Source organism: Ohtaekwangia sp. (assembly GCF_036786105.1).
Lineage (GTDB): Bacteria > Bacteroidota > Bacteroidia > Cytophagales > Cyclobacteriaceae > Ohtaekwangia.
Genome location: NZ_DAIQRQ010000010.1, coordinates 12,877 through 31,802, shown reverse-complemented (window position 1 = coordinate 31,802; position 18,926 = coordinate 12,877). Strand labels below are relative to the sequence as shown.

Annotated in this window: 15 protein-coding genes; 6 read left to right on the top strand and 9 right to left on the bottom strand. The window is 46.4% G+C overall.

The window, feature by feature from the left end:
* Window positions 1–107: 107 nt before the first annotated feature.
* The 6 genes from V7Q33_RS07030 to gldA form a co-directional block, all read right to left on the bottom strand.
* A complete protein-coding gene (locus tag V7Q33_RS07030; protein ID WP_331978137.1) occupies window positions 108–596 on the bottom strand; it encodes a hypothetical protein in 489 nt (162 codons plus the stop codon).
* Window positions 597–649: 53 nt separating this feature from the next.
* Window positions 650–1,774, bottom strand: coding sequence for a DNA polymerase III subunit beta (dnaN, locus tag V7Q33_RS07025; RefSeq protein ID WP_331978135.1), 1,125 nt, complete (start codon window positions 1,772–1,774; stop codon window positions 650–652).
* A 104-nt stretch (window positions 1,775–1,878) separates the two neighbouring features.
* Entirely contained in the window at window positions 1,879–2,799 is a 921-nt protein-coding gene (locus V7Q33_RS07020) for a DUF4340 domain-containing protein (protein WP_333819374.1), read from the bottom strand.
* A 1-nt stretch (window position 2,800) separates the two neighbouring features.
* A complete protein-coding gene (gldG, locus tag V7Q33_RS07015) occupies window positions 2,801–4,489 on the bottom strand; it encodes a gliding motility-associated ABC transporter substrate-binding protein GldG (protein ID WP_333819373.1) in 1,689 nt (562 codons plus the stop codon).
* Window positions 4,483–5,211 carry a gliding motility-associated ABC transporter permease subunit GldF gene (gldF, locus tag V7Q33_RS07010; RefSeq protein ID WP_331978130.1) on the bottom strand — a complete coding sequence of 243 codons (729 nt, stop codon included), beginning with the start codon at window positions 5,209–5,211 and terminating at the stop codon, window positions 4,483–4,485. The genes gldG and gldF overlap by 7 nt, the downstream gene beginning before the upstream one ends.
* Before the next feature lie 28 nt (window positions 5,212–5,239).
* Window positions 5,240–6,169 (bottom strand): gliding motility-associated ABC transporter ATP-binding subunit GldA, encoded by a 930-nt coding sequence (gene gldA / locus V7Q33_RS07005; RefSeq protein ID WP_333819372.1) that lies wholly within the window; start codon window positions 6,167–6,169, stop codon window positions 5,240–5,242.
* A 318-nt stretch (window positions 6,170–6,487) separates the two neighbouring features.
* Here gldA and V7Q33_RS07000 point away from each other — a divergent pair, with 318 nt between their 5' ends.
* Both V7Q33_RS07000 and V7Q33_RS06995 read left to right on the top strand, forming a co-directional pair.
* The gene (locus tag V7Q33_RS07000) at window positions 6,488–7,942 is read left to right on the top strand and encodes a redoxin domain-containing protein (RefSeq protein ID WP_333819371.1); all 1,455 of its coding nucleotides are present in this window, start codon (window positions 6,488–6,490) and stop codon (window positions 7,940–7,942) included.
* Between the two features lie 201 nt (window positions 7,943–8,143).
* Window positions 8,144–8,611 carry a hypothetical protein gene (locus tag V7Q33_RS06995; protein WP_331978124.1) on the top strand — a complete coding sequence of 156 codons (468 nt, stop codon included), beginning with the start codon at window positions 8,144–8,146 and terminating at the stop codon, window positions 8,609–8,611.
* 262 nt (window positions 8,612–8,873) lie between these two features.
* Here the strand turns inward: V7Q33_RS06995 and V7Q33_RS06990 are convergent, their stop codons facing one another.
* Window positions 8,874–9,848, bottom strand: a complete 975-nt coding sequence (locus tag V7Q33_RS06990; RefSeq protein ID WP_331978122.1) for a polyprenyl synthetase family protein — start codon at window positions 9,846–9,848, stop codon at window positions 8,874–8,876.
* A gap of 210 nt (window positions 9,849–10,058) precedes the next feature.
* Here V7Q33_RS06990 and V7Q33_RS06985 point away from each other — a divergent pair, with 210 nt between their 5' ends.
* Together V7Q33_RS06985 and corA are read left to right on the top strand one after the other, a co-directional pair.
* Window positions 10,059–10,916: a mechanosensitive ion channel family protein gene (locus V7Q33_RS06985; RefSeq protein ID WP_331978120.1), complete on the top strand. Its 858-nt coding sequence runs from the start codon at window positions 10,059–10,061 to the stop codon at window positions 10,914–10,916.
* Between the two features lies 1 nt (window position 10,917).
* On the top strand, window positions 10,918–11,937 hold the full coding sequence (gene corA / locus V7Q33_RS06980; RefSeq protein ID WP_333819370.1) for a magnesium/cobalt transporter CorA: 1,020 nt from the start codon (window positions 10,918–10,920) through the stop codon (window positions 11,935–11,937).
* 105 nt (window positions 11,938–12,042) lie between these two features.
* Here the strand turns inward: corA and V7Q33_RS06975 are convergent, their stop codons facing one another.
* Entirely contained in the window at window positions 12,043–12,789 is a 747-nt protein-coding gene (locus V7Q33_RS06975; RefSeq protein WP_331978116.1) for a hypothetical protein, read from the bottom strand.
* 204 nt (window positions 12,790–12,993) lie between these two features.
* Here V7Q33_RS06975 and V7Q33_RS06970 point away from each other — a divergent pair, with 204 nt between their 5' ends.
* A complete protein-coding gene (locus V7Q33_RS06970; protein WP_331978114.1) occupies window positions 12,994–14,298 on the top strand; it encodes an NAD(P)/FAD-dependent oxidoreductase in 1,305 nt (434 codons plus the stop codon).
* A gap of 1 nt (window position 14,299) precedes the next feature.
* On the top strand, window positions 14,300–16,252 hold the full coding sequence (locus V7Q33_RS06965; RefSeq protein ID WP_331978112.1) for a KUP/HAK/KT family potassium transporter: 1,953 nt from the start codon (window positions 14,300–14,302) through the stop codon (window positions 16,250–16,252).
* Between the two features lie 102 nt (window positions 16,253–16,354).
* Here V7Q33_RS06965 and hrpB read toward each other — a convergent pair whose 3' ends face one another.
* Window positions 16,355–18,835: an ATP-dependent helicase HrpB gene (hrpB, locus tag V7Q33_RS06960; RefSeq protein ID WP_333819368.1), complete on the bottom strand. Its 2,481-nt coding sequence runs from the start codon at window positions 18,833–18,835 to the stop codon at window positions 16,355–16,357.
* Window positions 18,836–18,926 lie beyond the last annotated feature (91 nt).

The following is an 18,926-nucleotide window of genomic DNA, read 5'->3' as shown; positions in this document are numbered from 1 at the left end:
TAACGATTAACCTGTAACGATTAACGAATAACGATTAACCTGTAATGAATAACGAAGTCACCTCATCCATTCATGTAGCCGATGGCAATTAGTGGCTCGCAGCTATTTTAAAATCGATAACGCAGTGCCAGGCCATTGCCCTTAAAATCGAACGATACAGTTTGTTCGTCTTCGTGCTGCTCCTGATAGCGCTTGTATTTCTTTGCACCTTTTGTCCAGAGAATTACTCCGGGCACGGTCATGCCTACACCACCGGCTATCATTAATATACCCAATGCAGCTTTCGGGTCGCCTTCTTCGTAAGTTCCGCTGGAGGTAGTGGTTGAGTTATAGTACATTTCGTCAGCGCTGCTTAATACAATGATACCGCCGATCAGCATGGCACTACCGAGTATTGTTAGTGTGCGGCCCGCATTGCGCATGCGCAGCCCCGGAGGCATAAATACTTTATAGGTGCCTTCTCCCATAGGTTTTACAACCACGGGGCTTGTTATCGTGTTTTCTGATTTTTGAAGTGACGCAAATGACGGGTTGTATTGTGCCATAGCAGGCACCGATACGAGCGCAATCGCCAGCATGAATAATAAAGCCTTCATATAAACAGCAGTGTTAGTAGATCAGGGGTTAGTGCTATCGATGCTGATGCAGACTATACGTACTGGTTCAGCATCACTGGCATTACGAGCATGAGTATATCTTCGCTCTCGTCTTTTTCTACCGGCAGAATTACACCTGCTTTATTAGGAGCAGACATGGTAAGTCTGATCTTGTCCGAGTCGAGGTTGGTAAGCATCTCGATCAGGAACTTCGCGTTGAAGCCAATCTCGATATCTTCACCTTCGTGCTCGCAGCTCAGTCTTTCATTCGCTTCGTTAGAGAAGTCAAGGTCTTCTGCTGAGATCTGCAGTTCGCTGCCTGTAATTTTCAGACGAACCTGGTGTGTGGTTTTGTTAGCGTAGATAGAGATACGTTTCAGCGCACCGAGGAGATCGTTGCGCTCAATCGTCATCTTGATATTATTACCGGAAGGAATTACATTGTCGTAGTCAGGAAAACGCTCATCGATCAGGCGGCAGATCATTTTGATGTTGCCAAACTTGAAGAATGCGTTCGACATGTTGAAGTTCAGGCTTACCTCTGTGTTCTCAGAAGGCAGTGTAGCTTTCAACAGGTTCAAAGCTTTGCGGGGGATAATGATGGAGTTTCCATTGTCTGATTTTACATCAGCTCTTCTGTAACGCACCAGGCGGTGGCCATCCGTTGCAACAAATGTTGTATTCTTATCACCCAGGTTTACATAAACACCTGTCATGGCCGGACGAAGCTCATCGTTGCTGGTAGCAAAAATGGTGTTGTTTACAGCGCGTGATAAAACTTCAGTAGAAATTTCTGCCGAGAAGTCGTTCGAAACTGTAGGTACTTTTGGAAAGTCAGTCGCATTTTCACCGGAGAGCTTGTAACGACCGTTGTCTGAAATGATCTCTACGCTGTAGGTGGAATCATCTATTGAAAATGTAACCGGTTGCTCGGGCAGGTTTTTGAGTGTGTCCAAAAGAATACGTGCGGGTACTGCAATGCTTCCTTTTTCTTTTGATTCCACCTGAATATCCGTGATCATCGAAGTCTGAAGATCAGACGCTGTCACTGTCAAGCTTCCTTTTTCCAGTTCGAACAGGAAATTTTCCAGAATGGGTACCACCGGATTTGTGGTGATAACTCCATTAATATTAGAAAGTTGCTTCAGCAGATAAGCAGAGTTAACGATGAACTTCATTCGTGAAAAAGTGTTTGAGGTTGTTTAAAGCGGCGGTAAAGTTATAAAGAAAACCGAATTATAAAACCGAACAGAAAAATGCAAAAAAACCGGTAATTCCGGAATCACTTGCTAAAATATCTTTTCGGATGCAGCAAAGTCCGGATTTTATTCTCCTGAAGCAGCGCCCACGCATCATTTGATTGCACAAAGAACTGTCGCTTTTTTGTTGGGGAAAAAATTTTCAAAGAGTAATCGTGATCTGCAATATCACGGACGACAAGCGTTAACATCGGTGAAGTTTTTCCAAGGCTATCGAGTTCTGCTGTCGGTGTAACGTACTCATCTACCGTAAGGAGTGAAACGGCATCCAGGTAATTATTTAGCCTGGCTGTATCGGTTTCTACTCCGGTGATACCAAAAAAATTATCATCCATCTGCACCTTGAAATCATCGGCATGACTGGCCGGAAATTGTGCTTCCAGACTTTTGAAATTTCTCCAGTTGAATCCAAACACATATTTGTCGCGCCATCCGTTTTCGGGCAGTTCAAAAATTCCGGAAACATATACGCGGTATCCGGGAATCGTCATGATATAAGGCGTCTCTCCCGATTTTTTGAAATACGCCTGCGTCTTGCGATCATTTCCACCGGCATAAAATTCCTCCACTTTATTACTTCCCACCATTAGCGAAACTTTCACGCCCTCTTTCTCGATTGCTCTGCTCACAGAGTCTTGCAACGAGGTTGCCACCGGCCGTTTGGGTTCGGCTTTAAGCAGGGTAGCAAACAATACTTCGATCATCGCTCGATCAGCGTTGTAGGTGTTATTCACGCGCCATGCTGAACCCAGAAACTTCAGATCCACTTTTCCTTTCGAAGATTCGAGCACGATCTCGTTCACGGACTTGAGATCGTTGTAGTGAAATATATCTTTATCCACCTGGAGCGATGTATCTCTGTTGCCATACCAATATATACCTGCTGTTGCCGCCAGCAGCGCCACCAGGGTGAGTAATAACAGTTTATTCTTCTTCTCCTGCATATCAGAACCGGGCAAATTTATTTCTTCTCCAATACGCGCGCACTACGCCAAACACAATCACCAACAGAATCGGAATGCCAAGGTTGATTACCTGCCACTTCACTTTCTCCTGTTTTATCTTTTCGCGATCGAGCGGGCGTATCCTGATCTGTTTACTGCGTGCCTGTATCAAACCATTCTCTTCTGTGAGATAAGCCAGTGCATTCATCAACAGTTCGCGGTTGGCAAATGTATAGTTATTGAACGGATAGAATCCCAGTGGTTGCGGCTGGCGACTGCGTGGATTAATATCATTGCGAATTATATCACCATCACTGATCACCACCAGTCGTGCAGGCTTACTCTGTTCAAGCATTGCGGCCGATGAATCTATACCTTCGGGCATAAACCGGTTTTTAAATAGTGAAGTAAAACTTCCTTCCAGTAAATATCCTACCGGTATAAAGCTCTTCGGGAAGTCTTCTGCCTTTACATTTTTGCGCAGCTCGTTTACGCTTACGTTTACCGGAGCAGTGATGGTACGTGAATATTGTGAAGTGGAGAGCAACGGTATTTTCTTTACTCCGGGTGCTTTTACGGTATCAATACTGCTCACAAATCTTGTGAGTATAGCATCGAGGTTTCGTGTTACCGGATGATCCGCGTAATGGTTAATCAATGGGAAGAACGGCCAATCGATAAGCTGCATCTGTGGCTTCCCTCCTGCTTCACCGGTAATAATCGGATAAGGTGCAGCGCTTTGGTCCTGGATCAGATCAGGATTGATACGAACACCGTATTTGAAAAGCTGGTCATCGAGGTTGAGATCATACGGTATCGCCAGGTAATCATTGCGCGAAGCACTGTCCATCGAAGCATCGAGCTTGTCGAGCAGGAACATAACGTTACCGCCCTGCATGATATACTGATCAAGCCGGAATTTATCGGCCTGCGAAAACGCGGTGCGCGGCTTCGCGATGATCAGTGCATTGTATTTTTTAAGATCGGTTGTGCGGGCTATATCTACTTTGTATACATCATACACTTCGAGCAGATCGTTGTTGAAGCTCGCAATGTCTGTCCCTTCCAGTTCATGATGACCGGTAACAAAGCCTATGCGTTTGCGATCGGTATTGGCCAGAGCATAGATCGTGTTGATTAATTCGAATTCAATATTCTCGATCGATTGGTTGATGCGTTCATCTGACGTTTTAGCCGTGCTTCCTTTCAGAAGCATGATCCCTCTTTCCATACCGCCCGCAGATACAATGGCTCCCGGAAAAATGATCTTTTCTACCCGCTGACCATCTTTTGTATCGATTACGTTGGTAGGTTGTATACCGCGGCTGGCCAGATCGTTCATGAACTCAGCCTGTGCTTTCTGTCCTTGTGCAGTACCCGGATTGGTAAATGTATAATGTACCTTGTTGCCGGAATATACTCTGAATTCCTCCAGCGTTTCGCGAATGGATTTTTGAAACCGGCGGAAGCCTGCATTCAGTTCACCTTCCAGAAACACTTCGATATATACATCTTCCTCCAGGTTATTGAGGATTGTTTGCGTCTGCGGTTTTATACTATATCTTTTTTCTTCCGTAAGATCGATGCGAAAGAAAAGATGCGTGGCCAGCAGGTTGATCAATATCACCAACACCACACCGTTGGCAAACAACAGGTAATCGCCCAGTTTTCTGCTCTTCCAGTTTACCATTGTCTGCTGCCCAGGGTTAGTTTTGTAACGGATAACAACAGAAAAATCACACTCAGGAAGTATAGCACATCACGACTATCGATCAATCCTTTGCTTAACGATTCGTAGTGATATAATATACCGAGTTGTTTGATGAACAACGTATGGGCCGACCACACGTTGAGCGATGCCAGCGATTCAAACCCTGAGAAAAGTATAAAGCATAAAAACGCCGCTACTATAAAGGCTACAATCTGGTTCGGTGTGATCGATGATGCAAATATACCGATCGAACAAAACACACCTCCCAGCAGGCACAACCCGATGTAGGAGCCCGCTATACCAGCCGTATCTATATTCCCGGCAGGATTGCCCAATTGATAGATTGAGAAATAGTATAGCAAGGTGGGAATAAGGGCTACGAGCACCAGGCAAAAGCACGCCAGAAATTTACCCATAATCACATCCCAGTCGCGGAGCGGTTTGGTCATGAGCAGCTCCATGGTGCCGGCTTTCTTTTCTTCCGCAAAGCTGCGCATGGTAATGGCTGGTATCAGGAAGATAAATACATACGGACCGAGCGAAAAGAGTGTATCCATATCGGCGTAGCCATATGCCATAACCGATGTTTCAGGAAACACCCACATGAGCAACCCGATGCCCATCAGAAATACGCCAATCACCACGTATGCGATGAGGGAGTTTAGAAAACTGCTGAATTCTTTTGAGAGTACCTGGAGCATGGATGATCAAAAACGCCGCAAAGTAAATTTAATTTTGGTTATGCTCTACTGGTGCTGTGAGCGAATGAAAGATTGTTTCGAGGGAAGTCTCTTCCTGCTTCAACCCGATGAGCGATAAATTATTATCAGCTGCAAAACGGAACAACGCAGGCCGCACATCTTCACCTTTGGCAGCGGCCACGCGAAATTTACCCGCTTCGAGCTGCTGTACGCGCACTACTCCCGGCAACTGCTGCAATTGCTCTGCAGATACACCTGCCTCAAATTCGGCAATGACTACCACGGTATCTCCGCGTTGCAATAAGTTATCAACCGTATCATCTGCCACGATCTCTCCGCGATTAATCACGACTACGCGATTGCATAATGCCTGCACCTCCTGCAAAATGTGTGTAGAGAAGATCACCGTCTTCTGCTCGCTTATTTCTTTGATAAGCTTCCGTATCTCTACCAACTGGTTGGGATCAAGACCCGAGGTCGGCTCATCGAGGATCAACACTTTTGGATTGTGGATCAACGCCTGGGCCAGGCCCACCCGCTGACGATATCCTTTTGACAAGGCTTCGATCTTTTTGTTCTGCTCGCGTGTCAGGCCACAACGCTCTACCATCTCTCCTACCTGTTGTTTGAGCCTGCTCCCGGAGAGTCCGTATAGTTTGCCAATAAAGCCCAGGTACTCGTGCACATACATGTCGAGGTATAGCGGGTTGTGTTCGGGCAAATAACCTGTCATGCTCTTTACTTTCATGGGAGCATCGGTTACATTATGTCCGGCCACGCGCACCTCGCCTTCAGTGGGGGGAAGAAAGCATGTAGCGATCTTCATGGTGGTAGATTTGCCGGCACCGTTCGGCCCGAGGAAACCTACAATCTCACCCTCGGCCACTTCAAAAGAAATGTTATGGACAGCGCGCTGCTGGCCATAGATCTTGGTGAGATTTCGAATTTGAAGCGACATTATTTATTCTTTCAAGCTTCAAGTTTAATGGTTTTTAACGGAATGCGGAAGATACCCCAGTTGGAATGCCACCGAATGCCCGTTTAACAAATCATTAACACCGCGGATGGAAGTTGGGCTATACTTTTGTTGTCCGTTACAGGTTATCCGTTAACCGTTACAAGTTAATTGTAAGCCGCAAGCCGGATAACAAATAACGATTAACATGTAACGGATAACGGATAACGGTGCCAAAGTTACAATTCACCCCTGCCCCCGATAAATGGCATTGATCTTGAACGTTGAAATACTGAAATTCGCACCGAAATAAAATTGATTATGCGCTACTTATTTTTTGCCTTTTGTTTACTCAGCACCTTTTGTTTTGCTCAGCCGGGATACAATCTCAAATTTAAAGTGGATGGATGGAAAGACACTACGGTATACCTGGGTCACTACTACGGTGAAAGCACGTACCTGAAAGACACCGCACGCACCAATGCCAAAGGTGAATTTATGTTTGATGGCAAGAATGAGCTGGCCCACGGAGTATATTTCCTGGTGCTTGACAAGTCAAAGATCTTTGAAATCGTTATCGGCAAGAATCAGCATTTTACCATGAGCACGAATGCGAGTGATTACATCAAGAACATGAAAGTTACCGGTGATCCCGACAACAAGATTTTCTTCGAGAACATGCTCTTCAACATGGAACGTCACAAGGAAGCGGAGCCTTATCTCAAGATCATACAAGATAGCACGATAACAGAAGATAAAAAGAAAGATGCACGCGCTGCATTCGCGAAAGTAAATGAAAAGGTTCTTGCTTATCAGAACGAGGTGATCGCCAAGTATCCCGGCACTATGACTGCCACGATCTTCAAATCTTCACAGGCTGTAAAGGTTCCTGATGCTCCCAAGAAAGCCAACGGCACGATAGACTCTACGTTTCAATTGCGCTGGTATCGCGAACACTACTTCGATAATTTTGACTTGAGCAACGATGCGCTCATCCGCATGCCTCGCCCGGTATATAGCGAGAAGATCAACGAATACCTGGACAAATTATATGCACCACAGGCAGATACTATTGCCAGGGCAATCGACAAGGTGGTGGCTAAAGCAAAGAAAAATCAGGAGACCTATAAATATGCTGTGTGGACCTGTCTGCTGAAATACCAGCAGCCGGAGATCATGGGACTTGACGAAGTATATGTGCGCCTGTACGATAAATACTTTGCTTCGGGTGAAATGGATTTCTGGGCAACCGATAAGCTGAAGAAGAACCTGAAAGACTATGCCGATCGCCTGCGTAAGAGTCTGATTGGTAAAACAGCTCCGAACCTGATCATGCAGGATGCGAACTTCAAGCCGCGCTCGATGTATGACCTGAAGAACAAATATACCATTGTATACATCTTCGATCCGGACTGCGGGCATTGCAAAACCGAAACGCCAAAGCTGGTAGATTTTTACACGAAAGACAAAGCTAAATTCGATGTGGAGGTATATGCTGTGAGCACTGATACTTCCATGGCCAAGATGCGCGACTATATCAAAACAATGGGCATGAAGTGGATCACGGTAAATGGACCCCGCACGTATGTTGGAACGTATGCCGATCTCTACGATGCTGTTACAACACCCAGCCTGTTTGTGCTGGACGAAAAGAAAAAGATCATTGCCAAGAAGATTCCTGCTGAAAAGCTGAACGAGTTCTTTACCAACTACGAGAAATTTCAGAAGGCAAAAGCCGCTGAAAAGTTGAAAGGCAACACCGGCCCCAAGCTATAAATTACCGGACAGTTTAAGGTTCATATTCGTACACTGTTTCGAAGTTGAGAGACATGAAAGGCCGAATTCAGGGCAATTTCGGCCTTTTGTAACTTTTTCACGATTTTTTCAGTCTTATATGCAACTATTCGATACTCGTGAAGTATCTCTAGTATAGATCATTTGTAGTTGTTCCTAATACCAACCTTTAAATATTCTAGTATGGCCTTTTTAGATAAACTTCTCGGTAAGAAAAAACCTGAATTGAAAGCGCGCTGTCCCATTACACGGGAACCGATTGAATCCGGATTTGGCTACCTGCTAACAACATCACAGATTGTTGCTTCTCGAAAATACTGGGATATGATTATGACAGAACCAGAGACCATGTCGTATACAGTTTCTCACTTTAAAAATGTTGCCAGTGGCACACAAATGCGAAGCATGATCTTCGACAAATATAGCAGCGTTGATAAGCCGTGGATGATCTCTGACTCGTGCATCAATCTGTTTGAAGGAGTAGATAGAAAGGTAGCGCGTGAAAACGCCAAGAAGTGGTGGGATAATAACGGCAACTATACCCCCGAGCAATCGGGTGCAGCATCCAGCTCGCTCGATGCGCAGACATACGAAAATGTAAAAGCGTATGCTGTACTCGAAGCCGGTCGCTCACGGATAGTACTCCAATAAGACTTTAGTAGTTTCACATAGTTTAGGTTAGGAACAAGGGCCTCATGTTAATGGCGTGGGGCCTTTTTCGTTAAATAGCTGCGAGCTTTGAGCAGTTAGTTGCCAGGACATGTTAATCGTTATCAGTTATACGTTATCAGGAAATTCTAGTAACGATTAACCTGTAACTGATAACGATCCCCTAAGGAATAACGAACAAGGAACATCGATCAACGAATGTAGAAGTATACTTACCAGAAGCCAGCAGCCTGCTGCAGCTCTTTCAATTGTGTCTGTCTATCGTGAACTGCACGAGTTGGATCAGCGACCGCTTATAGTCTGATTCGGGGAAATTCTTGAGTATCTCGAGTGCGTCCTGGTGGAATTTGTTCATCGCCTTTTCAGCGTATTCTATGCCTCCCGATTTCTTTACGAAGTCAATTACCTCGCGTACCTTTTTAGGTTTGTCGCTTTCGTTCCTTACGATGCTCACGATCTTGCGCCGCTCGAGGAAACCGGCTTTTGAAAGTGCATAGATCAGCGGCAGCGTCATCTTTTTTTCTTTGATATCTATACCCACCGGTTTGCCGATCTCATCTTCACCGTAGTCGAAGAGGTCATCTTTTATCTGGAAAGCCATACCGATCTTCTCTCCGAACAATTTCATCTGCTGTATCACCTCTTCGCTTGCACTCGTGGAGCTTGCTCCTACTGCGCAACACGATGCGATCAGTGAAGCCGTTTTCTGGCGGATAATCTCATAGTATACATCTTCGGTAATATTCAGCCTGCGGGCCTTCTCGATCTGCAGCAACTCGCCTTCGCTCATATCGCGTACGGCATCCGCTACTATACTTAACAAATGAAAATCCTTATTCTCAATCGACATGAATGTGCCACGGGCAAAGAGGAAGTCGCCCACCAGCACGGCTACTTTATTTTTCCAGAGTGCGTTTACCGAAAAGAAACCCCGGCGGTAGTTGGCTTCATCCACCACATCATCGTGCACGAGGGTAGCGGTGTGCAGCAGTTCGATCAATGAAGCTCCCCGGTAAGTAGAGTCGTTTATCTGGCCACAGGTACCGGCACTCAGAAATACGAACATCGGCCTCATCTGCTTGCCTTTACGCTTCACAATGTAGCTCATGATTTTGTCCAGGAGCATTATGCGCGTTTTCATGGAAGCCCGAAACTTCTGTTCAAACTCCTCCATCTCGCGGGCAATTGGGGCTTTTATGTTGTCCAATTTTAAAGACATGCCCGCAAGTATACGCAATTCAGTCGATACGTTGTACGTACTTTAATAATTCAATAACCTTTCCAACTGGCGGGATCACGCATCTTCCATTATGCTTTGCATCCGGCTCATCACGCACATTCCTTTACCCGTGGGGATTGTTGCCGGAACACGCTATAGTATATCACGTATCTATTGACAATTGCCTGTGAACTACCGTATTTAGGCCCCATGAAGCCGATCGGAAATTACTGGAGCGATATCTTTTTTGCCATCATTGTCTTTGTAATAGCCATTATCGTTGCCCGGTTGCTGCGGTTTATTATAGGTCGCCTGGTAAAGGGTGCGTCCACAAAACTGAAAGTTGATCCTACCAAGTATAATTTTCTCAAGAATGCGGTCGAGTTCATTGTATACATGATTGCGCTCATCGTTATTTTCAACTCCATTCCCAAGCTGAAGAGTTATGGCACAGCGTTGTTTGCCGGTGCCGGTGTGCTGGCTGCCATTGTCGGTTTTGCTTCGCAGTCGGCATTCTCAAATATAGTCAGTGGTATCTTTATTGTTATTTTCCGACCTTTCAGTGTAGGCGATCGTGTGCGTGTGGGCCAACTATATACCGGCGATGTGGAAGATATAACGCTGCGCCACACGGTGATCAAAGACTTTGAGAACCGCCGGATTGTTATACCCAATTCGGTAGTCAACAGCGAAACCATCATCAATTCAACCTTAGCGGAAGAAAATCTTTGCATCTTTATCGAGATCGGGATCTCTTTTGACTCCGATATAGACCAGGCACTGCGAATTTTACAGGAAGAGGCTATGAATCACCCGCTCTGTGTAGACAATCGCACAACCGAAGACATTGAAAGCGGAGATCCGCAGGTAGAGGTCCGGTTGATCAACATCACCGAAACGGCCATGCAACTGCGTGCCTATGCATGGGCTAAAAATCCTTCTACGGGATTTATACTGAAATGCGATGTATTAAAAAGTATGAAGTACCGTTTTGATAAGGCTGGTATATCACTTGCCTACCCGCAACGGATGATCTCTATAAAAGACAATGCACCTCTAAAAAACTGACATGACGCCTCCTCAAAAGACTTTGGAGCAAACCTCACCTGCTGCCTGCGAGATATTGGAGCTCATCTCTTATAACCGGGAGCATCATGACAAATATACCGGCACCTCGGTAGAAGATATACTCTCAAAGATCCAGGGCGATCGCATTAACTGGATCAACATCGATGGGCTCAACAACCAGGATATCATCGAAAAGGTGCAGACATTTTTCTGCCTTCACTCGTTGTTGATTGAAGATGTATTGAGCGACCAGCGACCCAAGGCTGAGGAATTTGATGACTATCTTTTCTTTACCCTGAAAATGCTATACCGCATTGACGGTACAGGTATAGATTATGAGCAGATCAGTTTTGTGCTCGGCAAAAACTACCTCATCTCGTTCCAGGAAAAAGAAGGCGATCTGTTTGATGGTTTTCGCGAACGCATTCGCCTCGACCAGGGCCGTGTGCGTAAAAAGCAGGCCGATTACCTGCTATACCGCCTCATCGACATCATTGTTGAAAATTACTATAACGTGCTCGACCGCATTGGTGATCTGATCGAAGAGATAGAAGATACCGTATACCAGAATCCCTCCATGCGCACCTTCAATCGCATACAACGCCTGAAGAAGGAATTGATATACCTGCGCAAGGCCCTGTTTCCGTTGCGCGATGCCCTGAGCAAGATTGTAAAGGGAGAGTCCGAGTTCGTGCACGAAGAGAACCTGCGCTTTTATTCGGATGTATACGAACATGTGATACACCTCACCGACTCCCTGGATACCTATAAAGATCTTGTGTCAAGCCTCATGGATATACACATCAACGCCATGAACACAAAGATGAACGAGGTTATGAAAGTACTCACCGTGATCTCCACGATCTTTATTCCGCTAACATTTATCGTGGGAGTATATGGAATGAATTTCAAATTTATGCCCGAGCTGGATTGGAAGTATGGCTACTTTGGCGTGTGGGGCATTATGTTTCTGGTAGTGGCCGGAATGATAAGCTTTTTCCGGTATAAGAAGTGGTTTTAATGTGTTTACGTTGGCACGTTGATACGTGTGTACGTTCAGGCGTGATTAGGTTGGTAAGTGTGTAAGTTGAACGTAAACACGTACCAACCTACACACGTAAACACGTTAGAGTTTTTTCTCCAGCTCGGTGATCTTGTCCTGGGCTTCATTCTTACCCAATGACAGAGCTTTCTTATAGAGCTCGATCGCTTCGCGGTATGTATCCTTCTTCTTGCGTGGCGCAAGTTTAGTACGGTTTGCAGCCTCTTCTACTGCCTGACCTCTTGCATAGAGTGCATCGGCTTCAGACATTTTGCTTTGGATCATTAACTCCTGTACACGGGCTTCGATCAATGCCAACTCCTGTGATTTGGTTTCGATCTGTGTTGCCTTGTCAGCAAGCTCTGCTTCCTGCATGCTTACCGTTGTGATCAGGTTTTGATTTTCGCTTCTATACTTTTCAACCTGCTCCTGCAGCGCAGCGATCTCCTGGGTTTTGGTTTCCAGTTGGGCTTTCAGGCTCTTGATCAACTTCAGGTTAGCGTTGTTGTTAGACTTGGAAGTTGACAGGGATTTTTCAAGCTCATCGATCTTATGCTGTGTATCCTTCACGTATCCATTGATATCTTTCATGCGTGAAGTATAGTCTTCGTAGGTAGTACCTTCCACCATGTTAACGCGCAGCAGCTGACGGCTAGCATCAATAGAGTCCATTAAGGTTCCAACTTCGGTTAACGTTTGTGCCATTTTCTGGCTGGTCTCAAGTTCTACTTTGAGCGAATCTACCTGCGACCGTAACGCATCTTTTTCTTTTGTGTCACAGCCGGCTATCATAGCGGCGATAGGCAGGGCGTAAGCAAGTTTTCTAATCATAAATGATTTTTTGAAAGGTTATGGGCAAAAATACACTCGATTTTGCAGTCCTGTCATTGGCCCATCATAAATTATTTTAGAACCGCGCCAAACAGACGAAAATTACGATGGTTAACACGTTGAACATTATTTGTTTTTATTTTTTGCGATTGCAGGAAGGGGGTTAACTTTGCGACCGTTTTATTCACTTTTGCCATTACATTCATGCCCAAGTTAATTACCACGCACACGCGTATCGCTGATCTGGGCAAACCCCGCATCATCGTCATAGGAGGAGGTTTCGGAGGTTTGGAAGTAGTAAAAGGCCTCAAAGGTTTTAAAGCCCAGACTGTTTTATTTGATAAGTATAATCACCATTGTTTCCAGCCGTTGCTATACCAGGTTGCAACCTCCGGGCTGGAGTCCAGCTCTATAGTATTCCCTTTCCGAAAACGCTTCGGTCCGCAGAAGGATTTTTACTTCCGCCTCGGAGAAGTTAACCGTATAACTCCGGAAGAGAATTGCATTGAAACATCGATCGGTAGTATCAAGTACGATTACCTGGTGATAGCCAGTGGCGCTACTACCAACTTTCACGGTATGAAAGACGTGGAAGAAAATTCCCTACCGATGAAGACCATCATCGACTCGATCAAACTTCGTAATCTCATTATACGCAATTTTGAAACTGCTTTACTCACCGATGATCCGGAGCTGATGAACAGTCTCATGGATTTTGTCATTGTAGGCGGTGGCCCTACCGGTGTAGAGTTAGCAGGTGCATTGAGCGAGTTAAAGAACCATGTATTTCCAAAAGACTATCCTGAGTTGGAGCTCAGCCACATGGATATACACCTGGTAGAAGCAAACGCCCGCGTACTGAATGGTATGTCGGAGAAAGCTTCTAAAAAAGCACTCGAATACCTGCAGGAAATGGGAGTAAAAGTTCACCTTAACTGCGTGGTAAAATCGTATGATGGACATGAAGTAATATTCAATACCGGTGAGAAATTAATTACCCGCACCATGATCTGGGCAGCGGGGGTGAAAGGACAACTCATACAAGGTATAGCAGCGGAGTCATTGGGAAGAGGCGCACGGTTTAAGACCGATGTCTATAACCGTGTAAAAGGCTATGAGAATATATTTGCCATTGGCGATGTAGCGCTGATGGAAGGCGATGCAGATTATCCGAATGGTCATCCGCAGATGGCACAGCCCGCTATACAGCAGGGACGACTGGTGGCCAAAAACCTGAAACGAATCATCACCAAAAAAGAACTTATACCCTTCCGGTATAAAGATTTAGGTTCCATGGCAACTATAGGCAGGAACCGCGCGGTAGCAGATTTAGGAGCTTTCAAGTTCCAGGGATTTTTTGCGTGGCTGGTGTGGATGTTTATACACCTGGTATCAATCATCGGTTTTAAAAACAAATTTTTTGTACTGGCAAGCTGGCTCATGAGTTACTTCTCGTACGATAAAAGCAACAGACTAATCATCGCCCGTCCGAAAGACGGGGTTCAATAATATGGCTGACTCGGTAAACAAACACCTTACCCCCTTATCCGTTGGAGGTGTTCTGGTTTCATTAGGAATTATTTATGGCGACATCGGTACTTCGCCCCTCTACGTTTTCAAAGCGATCATCGGAACACAGACGATTAACGAGGATCTCGTACTGGGAGGTCTTTCCTGCGTCTTCTGGACGCTTACGCTCATTACCACGCTCAAGTATGTATACCTTGCGCTCAACGCCGATAACAAAGGTGAAGGAGGTATATTTGCGCTTTATGCGCTCGTGCGCCGGTATAAAGCAGCCTGGGTAATTTTCCCTGCTGTGATCGGTTGCTGTACGCTCATCGCCGATGGCTTTATTACACCTGCCATCAGTGTGTCGTCAGCCATTGAAGGTCTTCGTATACTCAATCCTGAAATACCAACGGTATCGATCGTGATCGCCATCATGGTGGTGCTTTTTATATTCCAGCAGTTCGGTACCAGTGTAGTAGGAAAAACCTTTGGCCCGATCATGACCATCTGGTTCCTTGCCATCGCTGTATTTGGTATACTTCAATTTTACGATCATCCGCAGATATTCCGTGCGCTGAATCCTTACTATGCCTATCACCTTATTGTAGAATATCCGCATGGTTTCTGGTTGCTGGGGGCTGTATTCCTCTGTACTACCGGAGCGGAGGCTCTATATTCTGATCTCGGTCACTGTGGTAAAGAAAATATACGTGTGGGTTGGGCTTATGTAAAAATTGCATTGCTCTGCAACTACTTTGGCCAGGGTGCCTGGTTGTTAGAGCACCAGGGAAGTCAACTGGGTGACCAGATCCCTTTCTACGCCATTATACCGCAGGAGTTCCTCATCTTCGGTATCATCATCGCTACCATGGCGGCTATCATTGCCAGCCAGGCATTGATCTCGGGTACATTTACATTGGTGAACGAAGCCATGAAGCTGAAGCTTTGGCCTGCCACCCGCGTGCGCTACCCAAGCCATATAAAAGGTCAGATATATATACCTGCTATCAACTGGATTCTTATGGCGGGTTGTATCGTGGTCGTATTGATGTTCCGCGAATCGGCACGCATGGAAGGCGCGTACGGTCTGGCGATTATGATCAACATGCTCATGACTACTTCGCTACTGGTGTTTTATTTTATGACCGCGAAGAAATCGAAGTTCCGGTCTTCGACACTCGCCCTGGTATTTTTCTCACTCGAAGGCATGTTCCTCGTGTCGAACCTGGACAAGTTCCAGCACGGTGGCTGGTTTACCTTCCTCATTGCATTCTGTTTCTTTATGATGATGTATGTGCTGCTGCACGCGCGCTGGCTTCGCGACCGTCATACGGAGTTTGTCGATCTCAAGCACTATGTAGGGATGATTCAGGATCTGCAAGCCGATACTACCGTGCCGAAAGAAGCCAGCAACCTGGTATATCTCGCCATGGCCGATAGTAAGCGCTATATCGATTCGAACATTATATACTCCATTTTCAAGAAAAGACCGAAGCGGGCCGATGTATTCTGGTTCGTACACGTAGATACGGTAGACAGTCCGTTTACCAGTAAATATGTAGTGGATACCATCATTCCGAAGCGATGCTTCTTTGTGCGCATCAAACTTGGATTCAAGACCAACCATCGCGTGAACCTTCTCTTCAACAAGATCATTCACGAGATGGCGGATGCCGGTGAGATCGACCTCACCAGTCCGTATCCATCACTGCATAAATATAGCATGATGGCCGACTTCAAATTCATCATCCTTCACTCCTGGGCTTCTTCCGACAGCGAGATATCAACCTTCGATCGCCTCGTGATACAGGGCTATCGCCTCCTGAAAGAACACAGCCTCAGCACCGAAGAACTATACGGTATAGAAGCCGCCAACCTCGAAGTAGAAAAAGTACCCATCCAGGTAGGGCCACAGGCGAGGGTGAAAATTAAGAGGGAGAGAGAAGAGTAAGCGAGTGTGTTGAAGTGTTCACATGTTGGAGTGTTGAAGTTCATGGAACGCCACAGGCGCGTTGTTATACTTCAACACTCCAACATCTCAACACTTCAACACTTAAAAACGCTTCTTCGCTCCCCTCACCGCCTCCGCAGTCCACGGGTCTTCGGGCCAGTGATGTTTGGGATAGCGCATGCGTAGTTCTTTGCGCACTTCATGATACGTGGTTTGCCAGAAGCTTTTCAGGTCTTGTGTTACCTGTACCGGTTTATAGCCGGGTGATAGAAGATGCAATAGTATTTTTGTTCTTCCCTCGTTGATCAGCGGAGTTTCCTGCAAGCCAAACATTTCCTGTAGCCGTACTTCCATTACCGGCGGTCTGCCGTCTTCAAAATAATGTACCTGTATCATCGAACCACTCGGTACTTTTATGCGCTGCGGCGCCAGCGTATCCAGTTTGTTACCCAGCTCCCATGGTAATAACGATGGAAGTATAGTATGCCATTCGAGGCGTTGTAGTTCGCTTAATTTTGTGATTGATGTTAAAAAAGGTGCCAGCCATTCTTCAAGGGTGGCAAGTAAATTCTCTTCGTTTACATCCGGCCATGACTCTTCGCTGCGCCAGTGTTTCAGGCTCATTACACGCGCCTGCCATTCCTGTTGTGCTTCACTCCAGCCTATAGCTTTCAATCCCTTGGCACGAATTGCCTGGCAGAGCATGGCAATTTTCTTTTCTTCCGGTATAGATGCGAAGGGTTTAGTTTCCAGCACCAGATTACCGACACGTTTTTCGATCACTCCCACAACGGCCTGTCGTTCTTCATCCCAGCGCACCACTTCCTGTTCACGTGCCATCGATAGTAAATCACTGCTCTGCAATGCTGCTGCTAAAAATATCTTTCCTTCACCACTGCCGGCATCGAGTAAAGCAACGCAGAGCCAGGCTTCCCGTATAAGCGGATCGTGTTCCTGTAGTTTTACGATTCTGCCATTCGCGAGTTTATACCGCTCACTGTGTTTACCCTGTTGCTGTGCAATGCGCTCGGGATACGCCGCTACCAGCAATCGCCCTACATCGGTATCCCGTGGAATGGTGTTATCCGTTTCTGTCTTCAACAATTTTCGCCAGTTCGTGGCAAGCTTTTCGATGCGCTCCAAAACATTGCGATCGGCAAAATAACGTTCACCCCTCCGCCATTTACGAAGCGCCTCAATACGCAATGACAGATCGGCACCGGATTCTTTTTGCAGGGGATCGCGCTCTTCCAATATAGCCGCTATATCTGCGGCCAGCGAAGCCTGCGCCTGCGTAGAAGCTTCCAGTAACAAATGCGCGATGCGTGGATGCGTAGGCAGCTTCAGCATATCTTTACCGCGCTGCGTGATGCGTCCATTCTCAATGGCATCCAGCTGCTGCAGTAATTCTTTCGCCTGATTCACAGAGCCTGCAGGCGGTATCGTTACCCACGTTAGCTCGCGAATATCATTCACACCCCACTGACCAAGTTCAAGCATGAGCGGTGCAAGATCAGCCTCCAGTATTTCGGGTGTGCGATTCGCGATGAGTGTAGCATGCACCGATTCACTCCACAACCTGTAACATACACCGGCTGCCAGACGCCCGGCACGACCGGCCCGCTGATCGGCTGCATCTTTGGTAACACGCACGGTATCAAGTCGGGTAAGGCCACTGCGCGGATCGAACTTTGGCACGCGCGAAAGTCCGCTGTCGATCACCACACGTATACCTTCTATGGTAAGCGATGTTTCGGCTATGGAAGTAGCGATCACGATTTTGCGTATACCTTGCGGGTGTGGCAATATAGCTTCCTGCTGTTTCTGAAACGGGAGGTCGCCATACAGCGGATATATAGCTACGTCAACACCTTCTTCTTCCAGCAGTTGCTGCACGCGCACGATCTCCCCTGCTCCGGGTAAAAAGACGAGTATATCTCCTGCTTCTTCGCGCAACGCCTTGCGAATCGCTTTTGTCATTCGCACCGTTACCGGAGTATATACATCATCATCCAGATATTTTATGGCTACCGGAAACTGCTTGCCCAGGGATGTAATCATCGGTGCCTGCAACAGCGATGAAAGCTGTTCGCCATCCAGCGTGGCCGACATGATGAGAATGCGCAGATCATCGCGCAATAACTGCTGTGCCTGCAGGCAAAGTGCCAGCGCGAGATCTGCATGCAGACTGCGTTCATGAAATTCATCGAAGATCACCAGCCCTGTATCTTCCAGGCTGTTGTCCGATTGCAGCATGCGGGTTAATATACCTTCCGTTACTACTTCGAGGCGCGTTTGTTTTGTTACCCGTGTATCGAAGCGAACGCGATAACCCACTGTCTCCCCTATATCTTCATCACGAAGATTGGCCATACGCTGCGCTACTGATTTGGCAGCGAGCCTTCGGGGCTCCAGCATGACAATCTTCTTTCCCTGCAACCACGGCTCATCCAACAGCTCCAGTGGCAACACCGTAGATTTACCGGCACCCGGAGGCGCCTGGAGTATAACGATTTTCCGGTTCGCCAGATTCGTGCGAAGCGAAGGAAGAACTTCCGATATAGGATAACTCGGCGTTGACATGCTTGTTTCGTGTCTAAGTGTGTATGTTTTTGTGTTGAAGTGTTGGGGTGTTGAGGTGTTGAAGTCGTCTGGTATGATGAAAATATATACT

Coding starts and splice junctions, on each gene's coding strand:
- V7Q33_RS06970 (WP_331978114.1), top strand. CDS start 12,994: ATGCCCAAGTTAATTACCACGCACACGCGTATCGCTGATCTGGGCAAA.
- gldG (WP_333819373.1), bottom strand. CDS start 4,489: ATGGTAAACTGGAAGAGCAGAAAACTGGGCGATTACCTGTTGTTTGCC.
- V7Q33_RS06995 (WP_331978124.1), top strand. CDS start 8,144: ATGGCCTTTTTAGATAAACTTCTCGGTAAGAAAAAACCTGAATTGAAA.
- dnaN (WP_331978135.1), bottom strand. CDS start 1,774: ATGAAGTTCATCGTTAACTCTGCTTATCTGCTGAAGCAACTTTCTAAT.
- V7Q33_RS07000 (WP_333819371.1), top strand. CDS start 6,488: ATGCGCTACTTATTTTTTGCCTTTTGTTTACTCAGCACCTTTTGTTTT.
- corA (WP_333819370.1), top strand. CDS start 10,918: ATGACGCCTCCTCAAAAGACTTTGGAGCAAACCTCACCTGCTGCCTGC.
- V7Q33_RS07020 (WP_333819374.1), bottom strand. CDS start 2,799: ATGCAGGAGAAGAAGAATAAACTGTTATTACTCACCCTGGTGGCGCTG.
- V7Q33_RS07030 (WP_331978137.1), bottom strand. CDS start 596: ATGAAGGCTTTATTATTCATGCTGGCGATTGCGCTCGTATCGGTGCCT.
- gldF (WP_331978130.1), bottom strand. CDS start 5,211: ATGCTCCAGGTACTCTCAAAAGAATTCAGCAGTTTTCTAAACTCCCTC.
- V7Q33_RS06985 (WP_331978120.1), top strand. CDS start 10,059: ATGAAGCCGATCGGAAATTACTGGAGCGATATCTTTTTTGCCATCATT.
- V7Q33_RS06975 (WP_331978116.1), bottom strand. CDS start 12,789: ATGATTAGAAAACTTGCTTACGCCCTGCCTATCGCCGCTATGATAGCC.
- V7Q33_RS06965 (WP_331978112.1), top strand. CDS start 14,300: ATGGCTGACTCGGTAAACAAACACCTTACCCCCTTATCCGTTGGAGGT.
- gldA (WP_333819372.1), bottom strand. CDS start 6,169: ATGTCGCTTCAAATTCGAAATCTCACCAAGATCTATGGCCAGCAGCGC.
- hrpB (WP_333819368.1), bottom strand. CDS start 18,835: ATGTCAACGCCGAGTTATCCTATATCGGAAGTTCTTCCTTCGCTTCGC.
- V7Q33_RS06990 (WP_331978122.1), bottom strand. CDS start 9,848: ATGTCTTTAAAATTGGACAACATAAAAGCCCCAATTGCCCGCGAGATG.